This window comes from Dryocola mayonis (assembly GCF_051307045.1).
Lineage (GTDB): Bacteria > Pseudomonadota > Gammaproteobacteria > Enterobacterales > Enterobacteriaceae > Dryocola.
The window spans coordinates 3,820,409-3,834,068 of the sequence record NZ_CP150452.1 but is presented as its reverse complement, the minus strand read 5'-3'; the positions used below and the strand labels follow the sequence as shown (position 1 = coordinate 3,834,068).

At 58.3% G+C, this 13,660-nt stretch carries 12 protein-coding genes, 1 tRNA gene and 3 pseudogenes; 7 read left to right on the top strand and 9 right to left on the bottom strand.

Annotated features, from left to right (window positions below; genetic code table 11):
• Positions 1 to 33 precede the first annotated feature (33 nt).
• The 4 genes and pseudogenes from WLO32_RS18575 to WLO32_RS18560 all read left to right on the top strand — a co-directional run bounded on the left by WLO32_RS18575 (position 34) and on the right by WLO32_RS18560 (position 3,517).
• Positions 34 to 429: a RidA family protein gene (locus tag WLO32_RS18575; RefSeq protein ID WP_435946457.1), complete on the top strand. Its 396-nt coding sequence runs from the start codon at positions 34 to 36 to the stop codon at positions 427 to 429.
• 156 nt (positions 430 to 585) lie between these two features.
• Positions 586 to 2,077, top strand: a pseudogene (locus tag WLO32_RS18570) (sodium:solute symporter family protein).
• On the top strand, positions 2,074 to 2,928 hold the full coding sequence (locus WLO32_RS18565) for a 2-dehydro-3-deoxygalactonokinase (RefSeq protein ID WP_435946455.1): 855 nt from the start codon (positions 2,074 to 2,076) through the stop codon (positions 2,926 to 2,928). The pseudogene WLO32_RS18570 and the gene WLO32_RS18565 overlap by 4 nt, the downstream one beginning before the upstream one ends.
• Positions 2,915 to 3,517, top strand: a complete 603-nt coding sequence (locus tag WLO32_RS18560; RefSeq protein WP_435946454.1) for a 2-dehydro-3-deoxy-6-phosphogalactonate aldolase — start codon at positions 2,915 to 2,917, stop codon at positions 3,515 to 3,517. The genes WLO32_RS18565 and WLO32_RS18560 overlap by 14 nt, the downstream gene beginning before the upstream one ends.
• Positions 3,518 to 3,544: 27 nt before the next feature.
• Here the strand turns inward: WLO32_RS18560 and WLO32_RS18555 are convergent, their stop codons facing one another.
• Positions 3,545 to 4,408, bottom strand: coding sequence for a MurR/RpiR family transcriptional regulator (locus WLO32_RS18555; RefSeq protein ID WP_121266890.1), 864 nt, complete (start codon positions 4,406 to 4,408; stop codon positions 3,545 to 3,547).
• A 172-nt stretch (positions 4,409 to 4,580) separates the two neighbouring features.
• Between WLO32_RS18555 and yghX the strand changes: the two genes are divergently transcribed.
• Entirely contained in the window at positions 4,581 to 5,468 is an 888-nt protein-coding gene (gene yghX, locus WLO32_RS18550) for a YghX family hydrolase (RefSeq protein ID WP_435946453.1), read from the top strand.
• Between the two features lie 14 nt (positions 5,469 to 5,482).
• On the opposite strand, the pseudogene WLO32_RS18545 reads toward yghX, so the two are convergent.
• From WLO32_RS18545 to WLO32_RS18515, 7 genes and pseudogenes are all read right to left on the bottom strand, one after another.
• Positions 5,483 to 6,452, bottom strand: a pseudogene (locus tag WLO32_RS18545) (diguanylate cyclase domain-containing protein).
• A 74-nt stretch (positions 6,453 to 6,526) separates the two neighbouring features.
• On the bottom strand, positions 6,527 to 7,378 hold the full coding sequence (locus WLO32_RS18540) for a metal ABC transporter permease (RefSeq protein ID WP_435946452.1): 852 nt from the start codon (positions 7,376 to 7,378) through the stop codon (positions 6,527 to 6,529).
• A complete protein-coding gene (locus WLO32_RS18535; protein WP_435946451.1) occupies positions 7,375 to 8,232 on the bottom strand; it encodes a metal ABC transporter permease in 858 nt (285 codons plus the stop codon). The genes WLO32_RS18540 and WLO32_RS18535 overlap by 4 nt, the downstream gene beginning before the upstream one ends.
• 3 nt (positions 8,233 to 8,235) lie before the next feature.
• Positions 8,236 to 9,048: a manganese/iron ABC transporter ATP-binding protein gene (locus WLO32_RS18530; protein ID WP_435946450.1), complete on the bottom strand. Its 813-nt coding sequence runs from the start codon at positions 9,046 to 9,048 to the stop codon at positions 8,236 to 8,238.
• On the bottom strand, positions 9,045 to 9,926 hold the full coding sequence (locus WLO32_RS18525; RefSeq protein ID WP_435948338.1) for a metal ABC transporter substrate-binding protein: 882 nt from the start codon (positions 9,924 to 9,926) through the stop codon (positions 9,045 to 9,047). The genes WLO32_RS18530 and WLO32_RS18525 overlap by 4 nt, the downstream gene beginning before the upstream one ends.
• A 194-nt stretch (positions 9,927 to 10,120) precedes the next feature.
• Complete coding sequence (gene yghU, locus WLO32_RS18520) at positions 10,121 to 10,966, bottom strand: glutathione-dependent disulfide-bond oxidoreductase (RefSeq protein WP_435946449.1); 846 nt, start codon at positions 10,964 to 10,966, stop codon at positions 10,121 to 10,123.
• Positions 10,967 to 11,328: 362 nt separating this feature from the next.
• Positions 11,329 to 11,404, bottom strand: a tRNA-Phe gene (locus WLO32_RS18515).
• A 182-nt stretch (positions 11,405 to 11,586) separates the two neighbouring features.
• Here WLO32_RS18515 and WLO32_RS18510 point away from each other — a divergent pair.
• Together WLO32_RS18510 and WLO32_RS18505 are read left to right on the top strand one after the other, a co-directional pair.
• Entirely contained in the window at positions 11,587 to 12,426 is an 840-nt protein-coding gene (locus WLO32_RS18510; RefSeq protein ID WP_435946447.1) for an AraC family ligand binding domain-containing protein, read from the top strand.
• Positions 12,427 to 12,474: 48 nt separating this feature from the next.
• A pseudogene (locus tag WLO32_RS18505) lies at positions 12,475 to 13,079 on the top strand (LysE family translocator).
• Positions 13,080 to 13,081: 2 nt separating this feature from the next.
• Here the strand turns inward: WLO32_RS18505 and WLO32_RS18500 are convergent.
• Positions 13,082 to 13,657 (bottom strand): transcriptional regulator, encoded by a 576-nt coding sequence (locus tag WLO32_RS18500; RefSeq protein ID WP_121266881.1) that lies wholly within the window; start codon positions 13,655 to 13,657, stop codon positions 13,082 to 13,084.
• Between the last annotated feature and the right edge of the window lie 3 nt (positions 13,658 to 13,660).

Below are 13,660 nucleotides of genomic sequence, written 5' to 3'. Positions count from 1 at the left end.
AAGCGCCATCCGCCACAAAAGAAAGGAGCAACGATGAGCATTAAACGTTACGGAGTGGGCGGCAGTACGGGCACCGGCGGGCAGCATCTGCCGTTTGCTAAAGCGGTGGAGGCGGGCGGCTGGCTGTACGTCTCCGGGCAAACGCCAATGAAAGACGGCGAGGTGGTGGAGGGCGGCATTATCGAACAGTCCCGCCTGGCGATTCAGAACTGCGTAGACATTATGGAAAGTGCGGGCTACGGCCTGGCGGACGTGGTGCACGTGAAGGTTTTCCTGACCGATGCGCGCTACTTCCAGTCGTTTAACAAAGTGTTCAGCGAGTTTTTCTCCGACCATCCGCCGGCCCGCGTGTGCTGCGTGGCCGACCTGGTTGTTGACTGCAAAGTGGAAGTGGATTTGACCTGTTATAACGCTGAACGCGCAAAATAAATAAACGCCGGCGGGCTAAGCGTATGCGCCTCCCGCCGCAATAAGTGTCTTATTAATAAATAAATCAGGTGCGTCTTACCGAACGTGCTTAAGGGTTTCCTGTATGTTTTTTTCAGGCGGCTAATTTCATCTTTATTATTGATCTGGAAGTGAGCCATGAATAATTACTCTTTTTTAATTTGGTTTGCGATTTATGCCTGCGCGATGATTACCCTCGGCTGGTATGTCTCCCGCCACCAGAAAAATGGCGATGACTTTTTATTAGGCGGGCGCTCGTTACCGATGATTTTAACCCTCGGTTCGACCGTCGGCACCATGGTGGGCACCGGTTCAAGCGTGGGCGCGGTGGGCTTTGGCTATACCAACGGCTGGGCAGGAATGCTTTACGGCCTCGGCGGCGCCGTAGGTATTTTGCTGGTGGCCTGGCTTTTTGCGCCGGTGCGTAAAATGCGCTTTATGACCATGAGCGAAGAGATATCTTATTACACCGGCGGCAGCAAAATTATTAAAAACGTGGTGGCGATATTAATATTTATCGCCTCCATCGGCTGGCTGGGCGCGCATATTCTTGGCGGCGGGTTATATCTGGCCTGGGCCAGCGGTATCGATATTAATACGGCGAAAATTATTATCGCCGCGGCCTTTGTGGTTTACGTCGGTATCGGCGGCTATTCCGCAGTGGTGTGGATTGATACCGTCCAGTCGTTGATTTTATTTATCGGTTTTATTCTGATGGCGGCACTTGCGGTGCATCACGTGGGCGGCTGGAGCCATATTCAGCAGGCCGTTGATCCGGCGGCGCAAAGCCTGTTTGCGGTGGATAAGCTCGGCATTCTGCCGGCCCTTCTCTCTGGCGATGGTTATCGGCGTCGGCGTGCTGGCCACTCCTTCTTACCGCCAGCGCATTTACTCCGCCAAAACGGTCGGCACGGTGCGCAAATCCTTCGTGATTACCGGCCTGCTGTATCTGGGCTTCTCCTTCCTGCCCGCGATTATCGGCATGGCGGCGTACACCATGAACCCCGCCCTTGAAAACAGCGGCTTCGCCTTCCTGTTCGCCACGCAGGTTCTGCCGCCGGTACTGGCGATGGCGGTGCTGATTGCCGGCATGTCAGCCAACATGTCTTCCGGCAGCTCCGACGCCATCGCCGCGGTTTCAATTATGCTGCGCGATCTCTACACCCTGATTACGGGCCACATGCCCGCGCCTGAAAAAGCGATTCGCCTGTCGCGTATTTTCCTCGTGCTGGTGATTGGCCTGGCGCTGCTGTTCGCCCTGACCTCCAACGACATCATCAGCTACATCACCAAAATGATTTCGATGATTATGTCCGGCATGTTTATCTGCTCGCTGCTCGGCCGCTTCTGGACGCGCTTTAACTGGCAGGGCGCGCTGGCGGCGCTAATCGGTGGGGCAGGCGCTTCTTTGGTGGTGCTGGCAAACGACAGCTGGCTGAGCTTCTGGGGCAACCCGGTGGTGCCTTCCGTACTGGCGAGCCTGAGCTGTGCGGTAGTGGTGACGCTGCTGACTCCGGCCAGCAAAATGAGCCGCGAAGAGGCGCTGGAGACGATCACCCGCGAACGTGAAAGCCAGCCGCAAGCCGTACCCGTGCCGCTGGGTAAAAGCGCTGCGGGGAACGCACGATGAGCGGAAGCTATATCGCCATCGACTGGGGCTCAACGCACCTGCGCGCCTGGCTGTATCGCGACGGGCAGTGCGTAGACAGCCTGCAGCTGCCTTACGGCGTAAGCCGTCTGGTGGGGCAAACCGCCCGGGAGACGTTCGACAAATACATCGAACCCTGGCGCGTGCGGGAAGCTATGCCGGTGGTCATGGCCGGCATGATCGGCAGCGATGCGGGCTGGCGGCCCGTGCCCTATCTGGCTTGTCCGGCGTCGCTGCACGAGCTGAGCGCCCGGCTTTATGAGGTTGCGCCGCAGGTATGGATCGTGCCGGGCCTGAAGACCGCGCGAAACGTAATGCGGGGCGAAGAGACGCAGCTGCTGGGCGCGATGCGGCTTGCTCCTGCTGCCTGTTACGTCCTGCCCGGCACGCACAGCAAATGTGTGCGGGTAACAGACGGCGCGGTGAGCGCCTTTTCCACCGCGATGACGGGCGAACTGCACCACGTGTTGCTGAATCATTCGCTTATCGGCAAAGGGCTGCCGGAGCAGCGCGACGACAGCGTGGCGTTTCAGGCGGGCCTGCAAAGAGGGCTGGATTCACCGGCGTTCGTGAACAAGCTCTTTGAGGCGCGAGCGTCACGAGTGCTGGGCGAGCTGGCGCCAGAATCCGTCAGCGACTGGCTTTCCGGCCTGCTGATCGGCGCAGAAGTCGCGGCGATAGAATCCGTGAAAAGCGTAACCCTGGTAGGAGGCGAAGCGCTCTGCCGCCGCTATCGACAGGCTTTTGAAAAGGCAGGCATTTCAGCCGAAGAAATAGCGGGCGACGCCGCTTTCCAGCAGGGCATAAGGAGCATTCTCAATGCAAGACGCTAACCCTTTAGTCGCCATTTTGCGCGGCATTCACCCCCATGAAGCCGACGACCACGTCGGCACGCTGATAGAAGAGGGATTTCGCTACGTAGAGATCCCGCTGAACTCGCCGGACTGGCAGCAGAGCATTCCGCAGACCATCGGCCGCTACGGCGATAAAGCTTTTATCGGCGCGGGTACGGTGCTGAAAGCGGAGCAGGTGGATTTCCTCGCCGGGGCCGGGGCGAAGCTGATAGTGACGCCGAACACCAGCCCGGCGGTAATTCGCCGCGCGGTTGATGCCGGAATGCTGGTTTGTGCCGGCTGCGCCACCGCCAGCGAGGCTTTTACCGCGCTGGAGGCCGGGGCGCAGTGGCTGAAAATTTTCCCGTCTTCAGCTTTTGGCCCGGCTTATATCGCGGCGTTAAAAGCGGTGCTGCCGCCTTCCATTCCCGTGCTGGCGGTTGGCGGCGTTACGCCGGAAAACCTGGGCGAATATTTACGGGCCGGCTGCGCGGGCGCGGGGCTTGGCGGCGATTTGTATCGCGCGGGGCAGAGCGTGGAGACGACCCGTGAAAAGGCCCGGCGGTTTATGGCAGCCTTCAGGCTTTGAAAGCGGGATGAGCGCCAGCCGCGAGTTCTAATCCCCTAACGGCTGTCGATCCGCCCCGCCGCGGTGGCTGTCCAGCGCCAGCTTGATACGCCGCAGCCGGTCCTTCGCCTGATTTTTATTCGCCATCGCCAGCTCCGTCGCCAGCACGTCGACCATCGCCAGCATCGCGTAGCGCGAGGTGCTCGGCTTAAAGATGTAGTCATTTTCCCGCACGATAAGCGGCAGGACGATATCGGCGTTGGCCGCCAGCGGCGACTCCTGCGGCGTAATAGCGATAACCTTTGCGCCGTACTGCCTCGCCATCGCCGCGCTTTCAATGATTTCCGGCGTATAGCCGCCCAGCGAGAGGGCGAGCACCACGTCGTTCGGCGTCACGGCAGAACACATCATTCTGACCAGCAGGCCGTCGCTCTGGCTGACCACCGGCAGGCCAAGGCGGAACAGGCGAAACTGCACTTCCTGCGCGCAAATCGTCGAGCCGCCGCCCATGCCGATAGCCAGAATCTGCCGCGCGTCGCTCAGCCATTCGACGGCCTTTTTGAGCGATTCCGGGTCGAGCGCCCGGCGATTAATGTCCAGCACGTTAATGATAGTTTCGTAGATCCCCTGCACCCCTTCGAGATCCGGCACGTCGAGAATAAAGCGCTGCCCGACGGCCAGCGACTGCGCGAGCTTCACCTTCAGTTCCCGCACGTCCTTGCAGCCGATGGCGCGCGCAAAACGGGTGATCGACGCCTGGCTGGTGCCGGTAAGCCGCGCCATTTCTGCAATAGGTAAAGTAGCGGCAGACTGCACGTCATCAAGAATAAACTGCGCAATGCGCTTTTCCGTGGCGGTAAGCTCCACAAAGCGGTCGGTGATGCAGGAAATAATGTCGATGGAAAAAGCCATGGCGCCGCGTCCTGAAAATGAAGAAAAATAGCCGGTACTTTGTACCATAAATAAGCGAAGCATGTTGGGCAACAGACGGGCAAAAATGAAAGACGGCGGCGACGAAAAGTTTACAAAATCGCCGTTTTCAGGCCATTATTCATCCAACTTTCCTCAGTAAAAGGGCCTGCAGATGACCAGAATGACAGCGAAAGATTTCCCGCCCGAGCTCCTTGAGTACTTCGATTTTTACGTGCACGGTAAAATCAGCAAGCGTGAGTTCCTCGATCTGGCTTCAAAATTCGTCGTCGGCGGACTGTCTGCCGTGGCTCTTGGCACGCTGCTGACGCCCAACTACGCCTACGCGCAGCAGGTGGAGTTTACCGATCCCGATATTCTGCCGGAATATATCCATTATCCTTCGCCGCAGGGGCACGGCAGCGTGAAAGGCTATCTGGTGAAGCCCGCGAAGGCGATGGGAAAAGTGCCTGCCGTGGTGGTGGTTCATGAGAACCGCGGCCTGAATCCCTATATCGAAGATGTGGCGCGGCGCGTGGCGAAGGCGGGATTTATCGCGCTGGCGCCGGACGGATTAAGCTCGGTCGGCGGCTATCCCGGCAACGATGAAAAAGGCCGCGAGCTGCAGCAGCAGGTCGATCCTGGCAAACTCATGAACGATTTCTTTGCCGCAATAGAGTTTCTGCTCAATAACGAAGCGACGACCGGCAAGGTCGGCATCACCGGCTTCTGCTACGGCGGCGGGGTGGCGAACGCGGCGGCGGTGGCTTACCCGGAACTGGCGGCGGCGGTGCCTTTCTACGGCAGGCAGCCGAAAGCGGAAGATGTGCCGCGCATTAAGGCGCCGCTGCTGCTGCACTACGGCGAGCTGGACAAGCCTGTCAACGAAGGCTGGCCTGCCTATGAGGCCGCGCTGAAGGCCAATAATAAAATCTACGAAGCCTATGTCTATCCGGGCGTGAACCACGGTTTCCATAACGATTCAACGCCGCGGTACGACAAGGCTGCGGCAGAGCTTGCGTGGAAGCGCACCATTGACTGGTTTAATAAGTACCTGGCGTAAAGCGCCATCCGCTGTCAAAAGGCCTGGGCTAGCACCACGTTACCCAAAGCGATGCCGTTTTTGCCGGTGCGTTTTATCAGATACATCGACTCGTCGGCGTGGATCACCGCGTCGGCGAAATTATCGCTCTCCCGGCACTCGTGGACGCCTATCGATGCGCCAAGGGTAGCGGCGCCGTTGCCCAGCTCAAAGGGGGTAACGGCGGCGTCCAGACAGCGCCTGGTAATACCGCTAATTTCCTGGTTATCCATCGCCCACGGCATCAGCAGGATAAATTCGTCGCCGCCGATGCGGCCGATGGTGACTTCCGGCGGACAGGCGTCCTGCAAACGCTGGCTAAGCTGCAGCAGCACTTCGTCCCCGCTGCGGTGGCCAAAGGTATCGTTCACGTTTTTAAAGTCGTCCAGATCGATAAAGGCAAGGGAGAGCGGCCCCGCGCTCTTTCATCGCGTCAAAACGCGCGCGCAGCGCGTGGCGGTTGGTTAAGCCGGTCAGCGGGTCGTGGTTGGCGAGTTTGGCAAGCTGCTCTTCGTACTGCTTCTCTTTGGTCATATCGATGTGGGTGCCGGTCACCTTGAGCGGCTTTCCGTCATCGTCCCACTCGGTTACCCTGCCGCGGTCCAGAACCCAGGTGACGGCGCCGTTTTTAGCCTGCATGCGGTGCAGGGCTTCGTAAAACGGCGCTTTGCCTTCCAGGTGGTTGTAAAATGCCGCCAGCACCATCTCTTTATCTTCCGGATGCAGGTGCTCACGCCACACCTCGAAGTGAGCGCTAAGTTCTTTGGGCTGATAGCCCAGCATCGAACCCCAGCGGCGATTGAAGATAACCAGCTTGCCGCTGGGCACGTCGAGCTGCCACAGGCACAGGCCGGTGCCGTCCAGAGCCGCACTGAGCTTGTTTCGCGCGTCGTGTGCAATTCTTTTTAGCCGGGCGTTGTGCTTTTTGAGGTTCTGAATTTGCTGCCTGAGCGCGTCTTCGGACATTCATCATGTCTATGTTCAAATAATATCCATTCTTAACAGTTATAAATGAGTTGTAAATATGGCCCGTGAAAAAGTTATCGCGCAACCCCTTGCCCGCTCTCCATTTTTGCCTGCTGGCGGGTTGAGAAGATAAAGGCCAGCATAAACACGATGGCCGAAAGCACCACGATGGTTGGCGCAGGCGCGCTGTCGATAAAGAAGGAAAGGTAAACGCCGATAAACGAGACGCTAATCGCCACGGTAAGGGCTACCAGCATCATGGATAAGAATGTGCGGGTCAGCAGGGAGGCGATAGCGCCGGGGGCGATCAGCAAAGAGATCGCGAGGATAATCCCCACCGCTTTCAGGGCGGCGACGATGGTTAACGACACCATGCACAGCAGGCCGTAGTGCAGCAGCCTGACGTTAAGGCCGGACGCCTGCGCCTGCGCGGGATCGAAAGCGTGCAGCAGGAAATCCCGCCACTTCACGGCGATAACGCCGGCGGTGAACAGCGCTATCGTGCCCGTCAGAATGATATCCTTCTGCCCGACGCCGAGCATGTCGCCGAACAGGATATGGTCGAGGTGGATATCGGGTTTAAGATAAACATACAGCACCAGGCCCGCGCCAAACATGCCGGAGAAGACTATGCCCATCACGGTATCGCGTTTGATGCGGCTGTTGTCCTGCAAAAAGCCCGTCGCCAGCGCGCAGAACAGGCCCGCCGCAAACGCGCCAACGCCCAGCGGTAGTCCAACCATCCAGGCAACCACTACGCCCGGGAAAACCGCATGGCTCATGGCGTCGCCCATCAGCGCCCAGCCTTTGAGCACCAGGAAGCAGGAGAGCAGGGCGCAGGGAACGGCGACCAGCGCGGTCATGACCAGCGCATTGATCATAAAGCCGAACTGGAAAGGGGAAAGCAGCGTATCGACGAGGTTCATGGAGCGACTCCCTGCGCCCGGCGCGCGCGTTTACGGTTTGCCAGCAGGCCGTGCTTCGGCGCGAAAACGAAGGCCAGCAGGAACAAAATGGTTTGCAGCACGACGATAATTCCGCCCGTCGCGCCGTCGAGAAAATAGCTGATATAGGTGCCGATAGCGCAGGTGAAGCTGCCCAGCGCCACGGAAATCATCAGCAGCTTCGGGAAGCGGTCGCTCAGCAGATAAGCGGTTGCGCCAGGCGTAACCACCATGCAAATCACCAGAAATGCGCCGACGGTTTGCAGCGCGGCGACGGTGGTCGCCGACAGCAAAGTGAAAAACAGCCCCTTCATCAGTAGGGGATTCAGGCCGACAGAACGGGCGTGGTTTTCATCGAAAAAGGTCACCATCAGGTCTTTCCATTTCACCAGCAAAATCGCCAGCGAAACAAAGCCAATCACCGCCAGCTGGACGATGTCCGCGGGGGCGATGGCCAGAATATTACCCAGCACGATGGTCTGAATATTCACCGAGCTTGGGTTAAGCGACACCATAAACAGCCCGAGGCCGAAGAAAGAGGAGAAGATAAGCCCGATGATGGTGTCTTCCCGCAGCCGCGTGCGCTGGTTTAAAAACAGCATGGTCACCGCCGCCAGCCCGCCGGAGAAAAACGCGCCGATGGAAAACGGCAGGCCAAGCATCCAGGCGCCCGCGACGCCCGGCACGATAGCGTGCGAGAGCGCATCGCCAATCAGCGACCAGCCTTTAAGCATCAGATAGCAGGAGAGAAAAGCGCATACGCCGCCGACCAGCGCCGATACCCAGATGGCGTTGAACATATAGCTATAGGCGAACGGCTCGAGCAGAATGCCCATCGATTATTCCCCTTTCATCCGATTGGCTGCGCGGATAAACGGACGTTCGTCGTCGGTGACCACGCTGGTTTCCAGGCCGGTTAACCTGACGTGTCGCAGCACGCCGCTGAAGGCGAGCTCAAGGTTTTGCTGGGTGAAGGTTTCGCTTGTTGGGCCGCAGGCGAGGACGGTGCCCTTAACCAGTACGGTGTGGTCGCAGTAGTCGGTGACCGCGCCAAGATTATGGGTGGCGACCAGCATGGTGCGGCCTTCGTCGCGTAGCTCGCGCAGCAGGGTGATGATTTGCTCTTCGGTTTTAACGTCCACGCCGGTAAAGGGCTCGTCCAGCAGGATTACCTGGCCGTCCTGGGCGATGGCGCGGGCTAAAAAGACGCGCTTTTTCTGCCCGCCGGAAAGCTCGCCAATCTGACGGCGGCGGAAATCGCTCATGCCCACGCGCGCGAGCGCATGGTCTACGGCCGCCTTGTCCGCCTTGCCCGGAATGCGCAGCATGCCCATGTGCCCGTAGCGGCCCATCATCACGACGTCTTCCACCAGCACCGGGAACGACCAGTCCACGTCTTCAGCCTGGGGCACGTAGGCAACCAGATTCTGGCGCAGCGCCTTTTTGGTCGGCATGCCGAGAATGGCGATATCGCCTTTCGCCAGGCGAACGAAACCCATAATGGCTTTGAACAGCGTCGACTTGCCGGAACCGTTAACCCCGACCAGCGCCGCGATGGTGCCGGTCGGGATCTGAAAAGTGGCGTCGCGCAGGGCGGTATGCCCGTTGCGGTAGGTGACGCTTGCGTCCTGCACGGAGATTCCTGCGATCATTTCGCCGCTCCTTCGTTGATGCCCCTGACGAGGGTAGAGGTTGTCACGCGCAGCAGATCGAGATAGGTCGGAACCGGGCCGTCCGCCGCGCTCAGCGAATCCACGTACAGCACGCCGCCGTAGTGGGCGCCTGACTCGCGGGCCACCTGGCGGGCGGGCTTATCCGAAATGGTGCTTTCGCTGAATATTGCCGGGATGCCGTGCCGGCGAATGGTGTCGATAACTTTACGTACCTGCTGCGGCGTGCCCTGCTGGTCGGCGTTAATCGGCCACAGATAGAGCTCTTTTAATCCGTAATCGTTGGCGAGGTAGGAGAAGGCGCCCTCGCTTGTGACCAGCCAGCGCTTGTCCGCGGGAATTTTGTTGATCTCGTTACGCAGCGGCTCAAGGGTTTGCTGAATCTTCCGCTTATAGGCTTCGGCATTTTGGGCGTAAACGGCGGTATTTTCCGGATCGTGAAGGCTTAAGGCATCGCGGATGTTATCGACGTAGATGAGCGCATTTTTCGGCGACATCCAGGCGTGTGGGTTCGGTTTGCCGTTATACGGCCCTTCGGTAATGCCCGTCGGCGTAATGCCTGCCGATACCACCACTTCCGGCACGCCTTTTATGTGCTGATAAAACTTCTGGAACCACAGCTCGAGGTTAAGGCCGTTGGCTAAAATAAGCCGCGCGCCCTGAGCGCGGCGAATATCCCCGGGCGTTGGCTGGTATTCGTGGATTTCAGCGCCGGGTTTGGTGATGGACTCAACCTCTGCCGCGTCGCCCGCCACGTTTCTGGCCATATCGGCGATGATGGTGAAGGTCGTAATCACCTTAAACTTATCCTTCGCCCACGCGGGGTTAAACATCAGCGCCACCATCACGCCTGTTGCCATCAGCAAACTTGTCGCCGTCGCTTTTCCGAACATATCATCCCCTGTGGTTCGCCTGTTAAATAAACAGATATAGCAATTGCTATAAAACATAGCCGTAGCTATGTTTAAATGCAAATAATTATCATTTAATTAGAGTGCGTATGGTTTTCGGGCAGGGATAACCCGGCGGCAGCCGGGTTGGTCAGGCAGGGAAATTACAGATTGAACGCATCAAAATCCGCGGCGTCGTGTCGTTCTGGCAGCTGTTCATCGCCCCAGGTGCGGTTCACGATGCGCCCGCGCTTCACCGCAGGACGGCTGGCTACTTCGTCCGCCCAGCGGTTAAAGTTTTTGTACGAAGCAACGTCCAGGAATTCGGCGGACTCGTACAGGCCGCCTTTTGCCAGCGCGCCGTACCACGGCCAGATGGCCATATCGGCAATAGAGTATTCATCGCCTGCGATAAACCGGTGGTCGGCAAGCTGACGGTCAAGGACGTCGAGCTGGCGCTTGGTTTCCATCGCAAAGCGGTTGATGGCGTATTCGATTTTTACCGGCGCGTAGTGATAGAAGTGGCCGAAACCGCCGCCAAGGTAGGGCGCGGAGCCCTGCAGCCAGAACAGCCAGTTTAGCGTTTCGGTACGCGCAGCGATATCCTGCGGCAGGAAATAGCCGAACTTATCGGCCAGGTAAACCAGAATGGAGCCGGATTCAAAAACGCGAATTGGCGGCGTGGCGGAGTTATCGAGCAGCGCCGGAATTTTGGAGTTCGGGTTCACCTCAACAAAGCCGCTGGAGAACTGATCGCCCTCGCCGATGCGGATTAAATGCGCATCGTATTCCGCGCCGCTTACGCCCAGCGCCAGGAGTTCTTCCAGAAGAATCGTCACCTTCTGGCCGTTAGGCGTGCCCAGCGAATAAAGCTGTAGCGGATGCCTGCCTGCCGGCAGCGTTTTCTCGTGGGTCGGCCCGGCAACGGGGCGGTTGATATTGGAAAACTGGCCTGCCTCTGATTTGTTCCAGGTCCAGACTTTTGGCGGTTGGTAGTTGTTTTCGGACATGATTGGCCTGCCTTCTGCCAGGAAAATTACACAGGGCGGACAGGGTTACGTCATCCGCCATCGTCGGTATGAAACTGCTTATCCGCCCTACGGCTGAGCGGAATAATGACCCTGAAGTGTAGCAGGCGGGAAGAGGGGAAAAGCTTATACAGCCCAAAAAGCAAAAACCCAACCATAGGCTGGGTTCTTTAAATAGTGATGCCCGGACTCGGACAAAAACGTCGGGAACGTTTTTGAACAGCGCTTGCGCTGGCCCCGAAGGGGGAGCCTCATGGATGAGGCGTATAATCGAACTTGTTCGATGAAGAGTCTGTATCCCGGAAAGCAAAAAACCAGCCCTTAGGCTGGTTTTTCTGAATAAGTGGTGCCCGGACTCGGAATCGAACCAAGGACACGGGGATTTTCAATCCCCTGCTCTACCGACTGAGCTATCCGGGCAACGGGGCGCATTAAACCGTAATGGTCCTGCTTCGTCAATCATATTTCAGGAAAAACTGTTCAATCGCTTAACTTTGCGTCAATCTGACGCGTTCTTAGCCCTGCAGGGGTAAAGATGCACAAATCTTCCAGACATTTGCCGGGCGGTTGCGAATGCTGGCAGGACGAATACAGGAGGCGATATGGCGCAAGACTGGCTGGAGTTACATCAGCACGGCGAGACGGGCATCGAGACGATTCGGGCCCACTTTGAAGGGCATGCGTACGATCCCCACTGGCACGACAGTTATCTGGTCGGCATCACGCTTGCGGGCACGCAGCAGTTTCACTGCCGCCGGGAACGTCATCACAGCACGCCAGGCGACGTTTTTCTGCTTGAACCCGGTGAGATCCACGACGGCGACGCCCCGGTTGCCGGGGGCTTTACCTATCTGACCTTCTATCTGGAAGAGCAGTGGCTCACCCGTACGCTTCAGGGCCTGTTTGAAACCGTGCCCGCGAGCTATTCGCTGCATTTTGCCCGCACCATCGCCCGCGAACCGCAGCTTGTGCAGGCTATCGCCGGGACTTTTCACGCCCTGCACAGCGAAGAAATGCGCATTGTGCAGCAAAACACGATGGACAATCTTTTAGGCCAGCTAACGGCGCACTGCCAGTGGCGAAAGCGCCAGACATCGCGGGTGCAAAGCGCGGCGATTGCCCATCGGGCCAGGGATTATCTTCATGCGCATATCGGGGAAAATATCGGCTTGTCGGATCTTGCGCGTGAAACGCAGACGGACAGATTTACCCTTTCCCGCTGTTTTAAACGAGAGTTTCATATGGCGCCCCACGCCTGGCTTATCCAGCTACGTCTGGCGCGCGCAAGGGCGCTGCTGGCTAAAGGAGAGCAGCCGGTAAACGTCGCGGCGGCGTTGGGATTTGCCGATCAGAGCCATTTAGGACGCTGGTTCCAGCGAGCGTACCGGCTCACTCCGGCCCATTACCGCAGGCTGTGCACAAACCTTCCAGACTTGCCTTAGAAAAAAGTCAAAAGTCAGGGTTCAGATCACCAGGGGAGCTTCTGAACCATGAGCCAGCTTTTTGCCTCCGCGCCTTTTTTACTTTTCGCTTTCGTTGCCTCCATCACGCCGGGGCCGACCAATATCCTGATTCTGGCCAGCAGCCAGCGCTTCGGCGTGAGAGCCACCCTTCCGGCGGTGATAGGGGCCTGCTTTGCCGCCAGCCTTATCGTGTTTGTTTCGGGGGCGGGAGCGGGAGAGATGCTGCGCCGGTATCCTTTGGTGCGGGAAATAATGAGCTGGGCGGGCGCGCTGTGGTTAAGCTTGCTGAGCTGGCAGCTCTTTTCGGCGCCCGCGGCGAATCTGGCGGACGAGGCGCCCGGCGGCCATTCAGCTGCCGTTCGGCGGCGGTACTGCAGCTTATCAATCCTAAAACCTGGATGATGGCGCTGGCGGTGGTTAGCCTTTTCGCGCCGCAGGGCGCGCATCCTCAGCGCGAGATAGCGCTGTTATCGCTTTGGTTTTTGTTGATTTCGCTGTTCTGTTTAAGCGGCTGGGCTTTATTGGGGAAAGCCGTTACCCGGCTATTTCGCACAACGACATCACTCGTTTGCTTTCAACGCGTGATGGCATTGTGCCTGCTGGCCTCGGCCTGGGCCGGGTTTATCAGCTAGCCTCAGGTTAATGCGCCGCCCAGGCGACACTGGGCAAAGCGCAAAATATCTTCCGCCAGACGGCGCGCGGTATCGATATCGGCCTGGCTGCGTTTGACCAGCAGCTTGCTCAGGCAGCCTTCTAATACCAGCTCCATCTGATGCGCGACCATGGTGGGATCGTCCACCTCCAGCTGGGTGAGCAGCTCGTGGGTATATTCCCAGGCGGCCTTTTTCTGCTGGTCCGCCAGTTGATGAATGGGGTGCGAGGCGTCCGGGTAGAAGGTGCAGGCGGCGATAAACAGGCAGCCGGGATAGCGCTGGTTGCTGACGCACTCCGTCAGCGCCTGGTAGCGTTTCAGCAGCTTCTGTTCAAGCGTCAGCTCGTCGTTGAGCATCAGCTGGCGGCGCCAGGCGTCCACCTGCTGGCTCAGATGACGCAGGGCGTCATAGAGCAGGGCTTCGCGGTCGGGCCAGAATTTCTTTACTTCCTGCACCGGGTAGTCTGCCTCGTGCGCTACCATCTCAAGAGTAGTGCTGGCAATACCCACACGTTCAAGGACGTGCAGGGCGTGCTCAAGTACGTCTTCGCGTTGCACGGT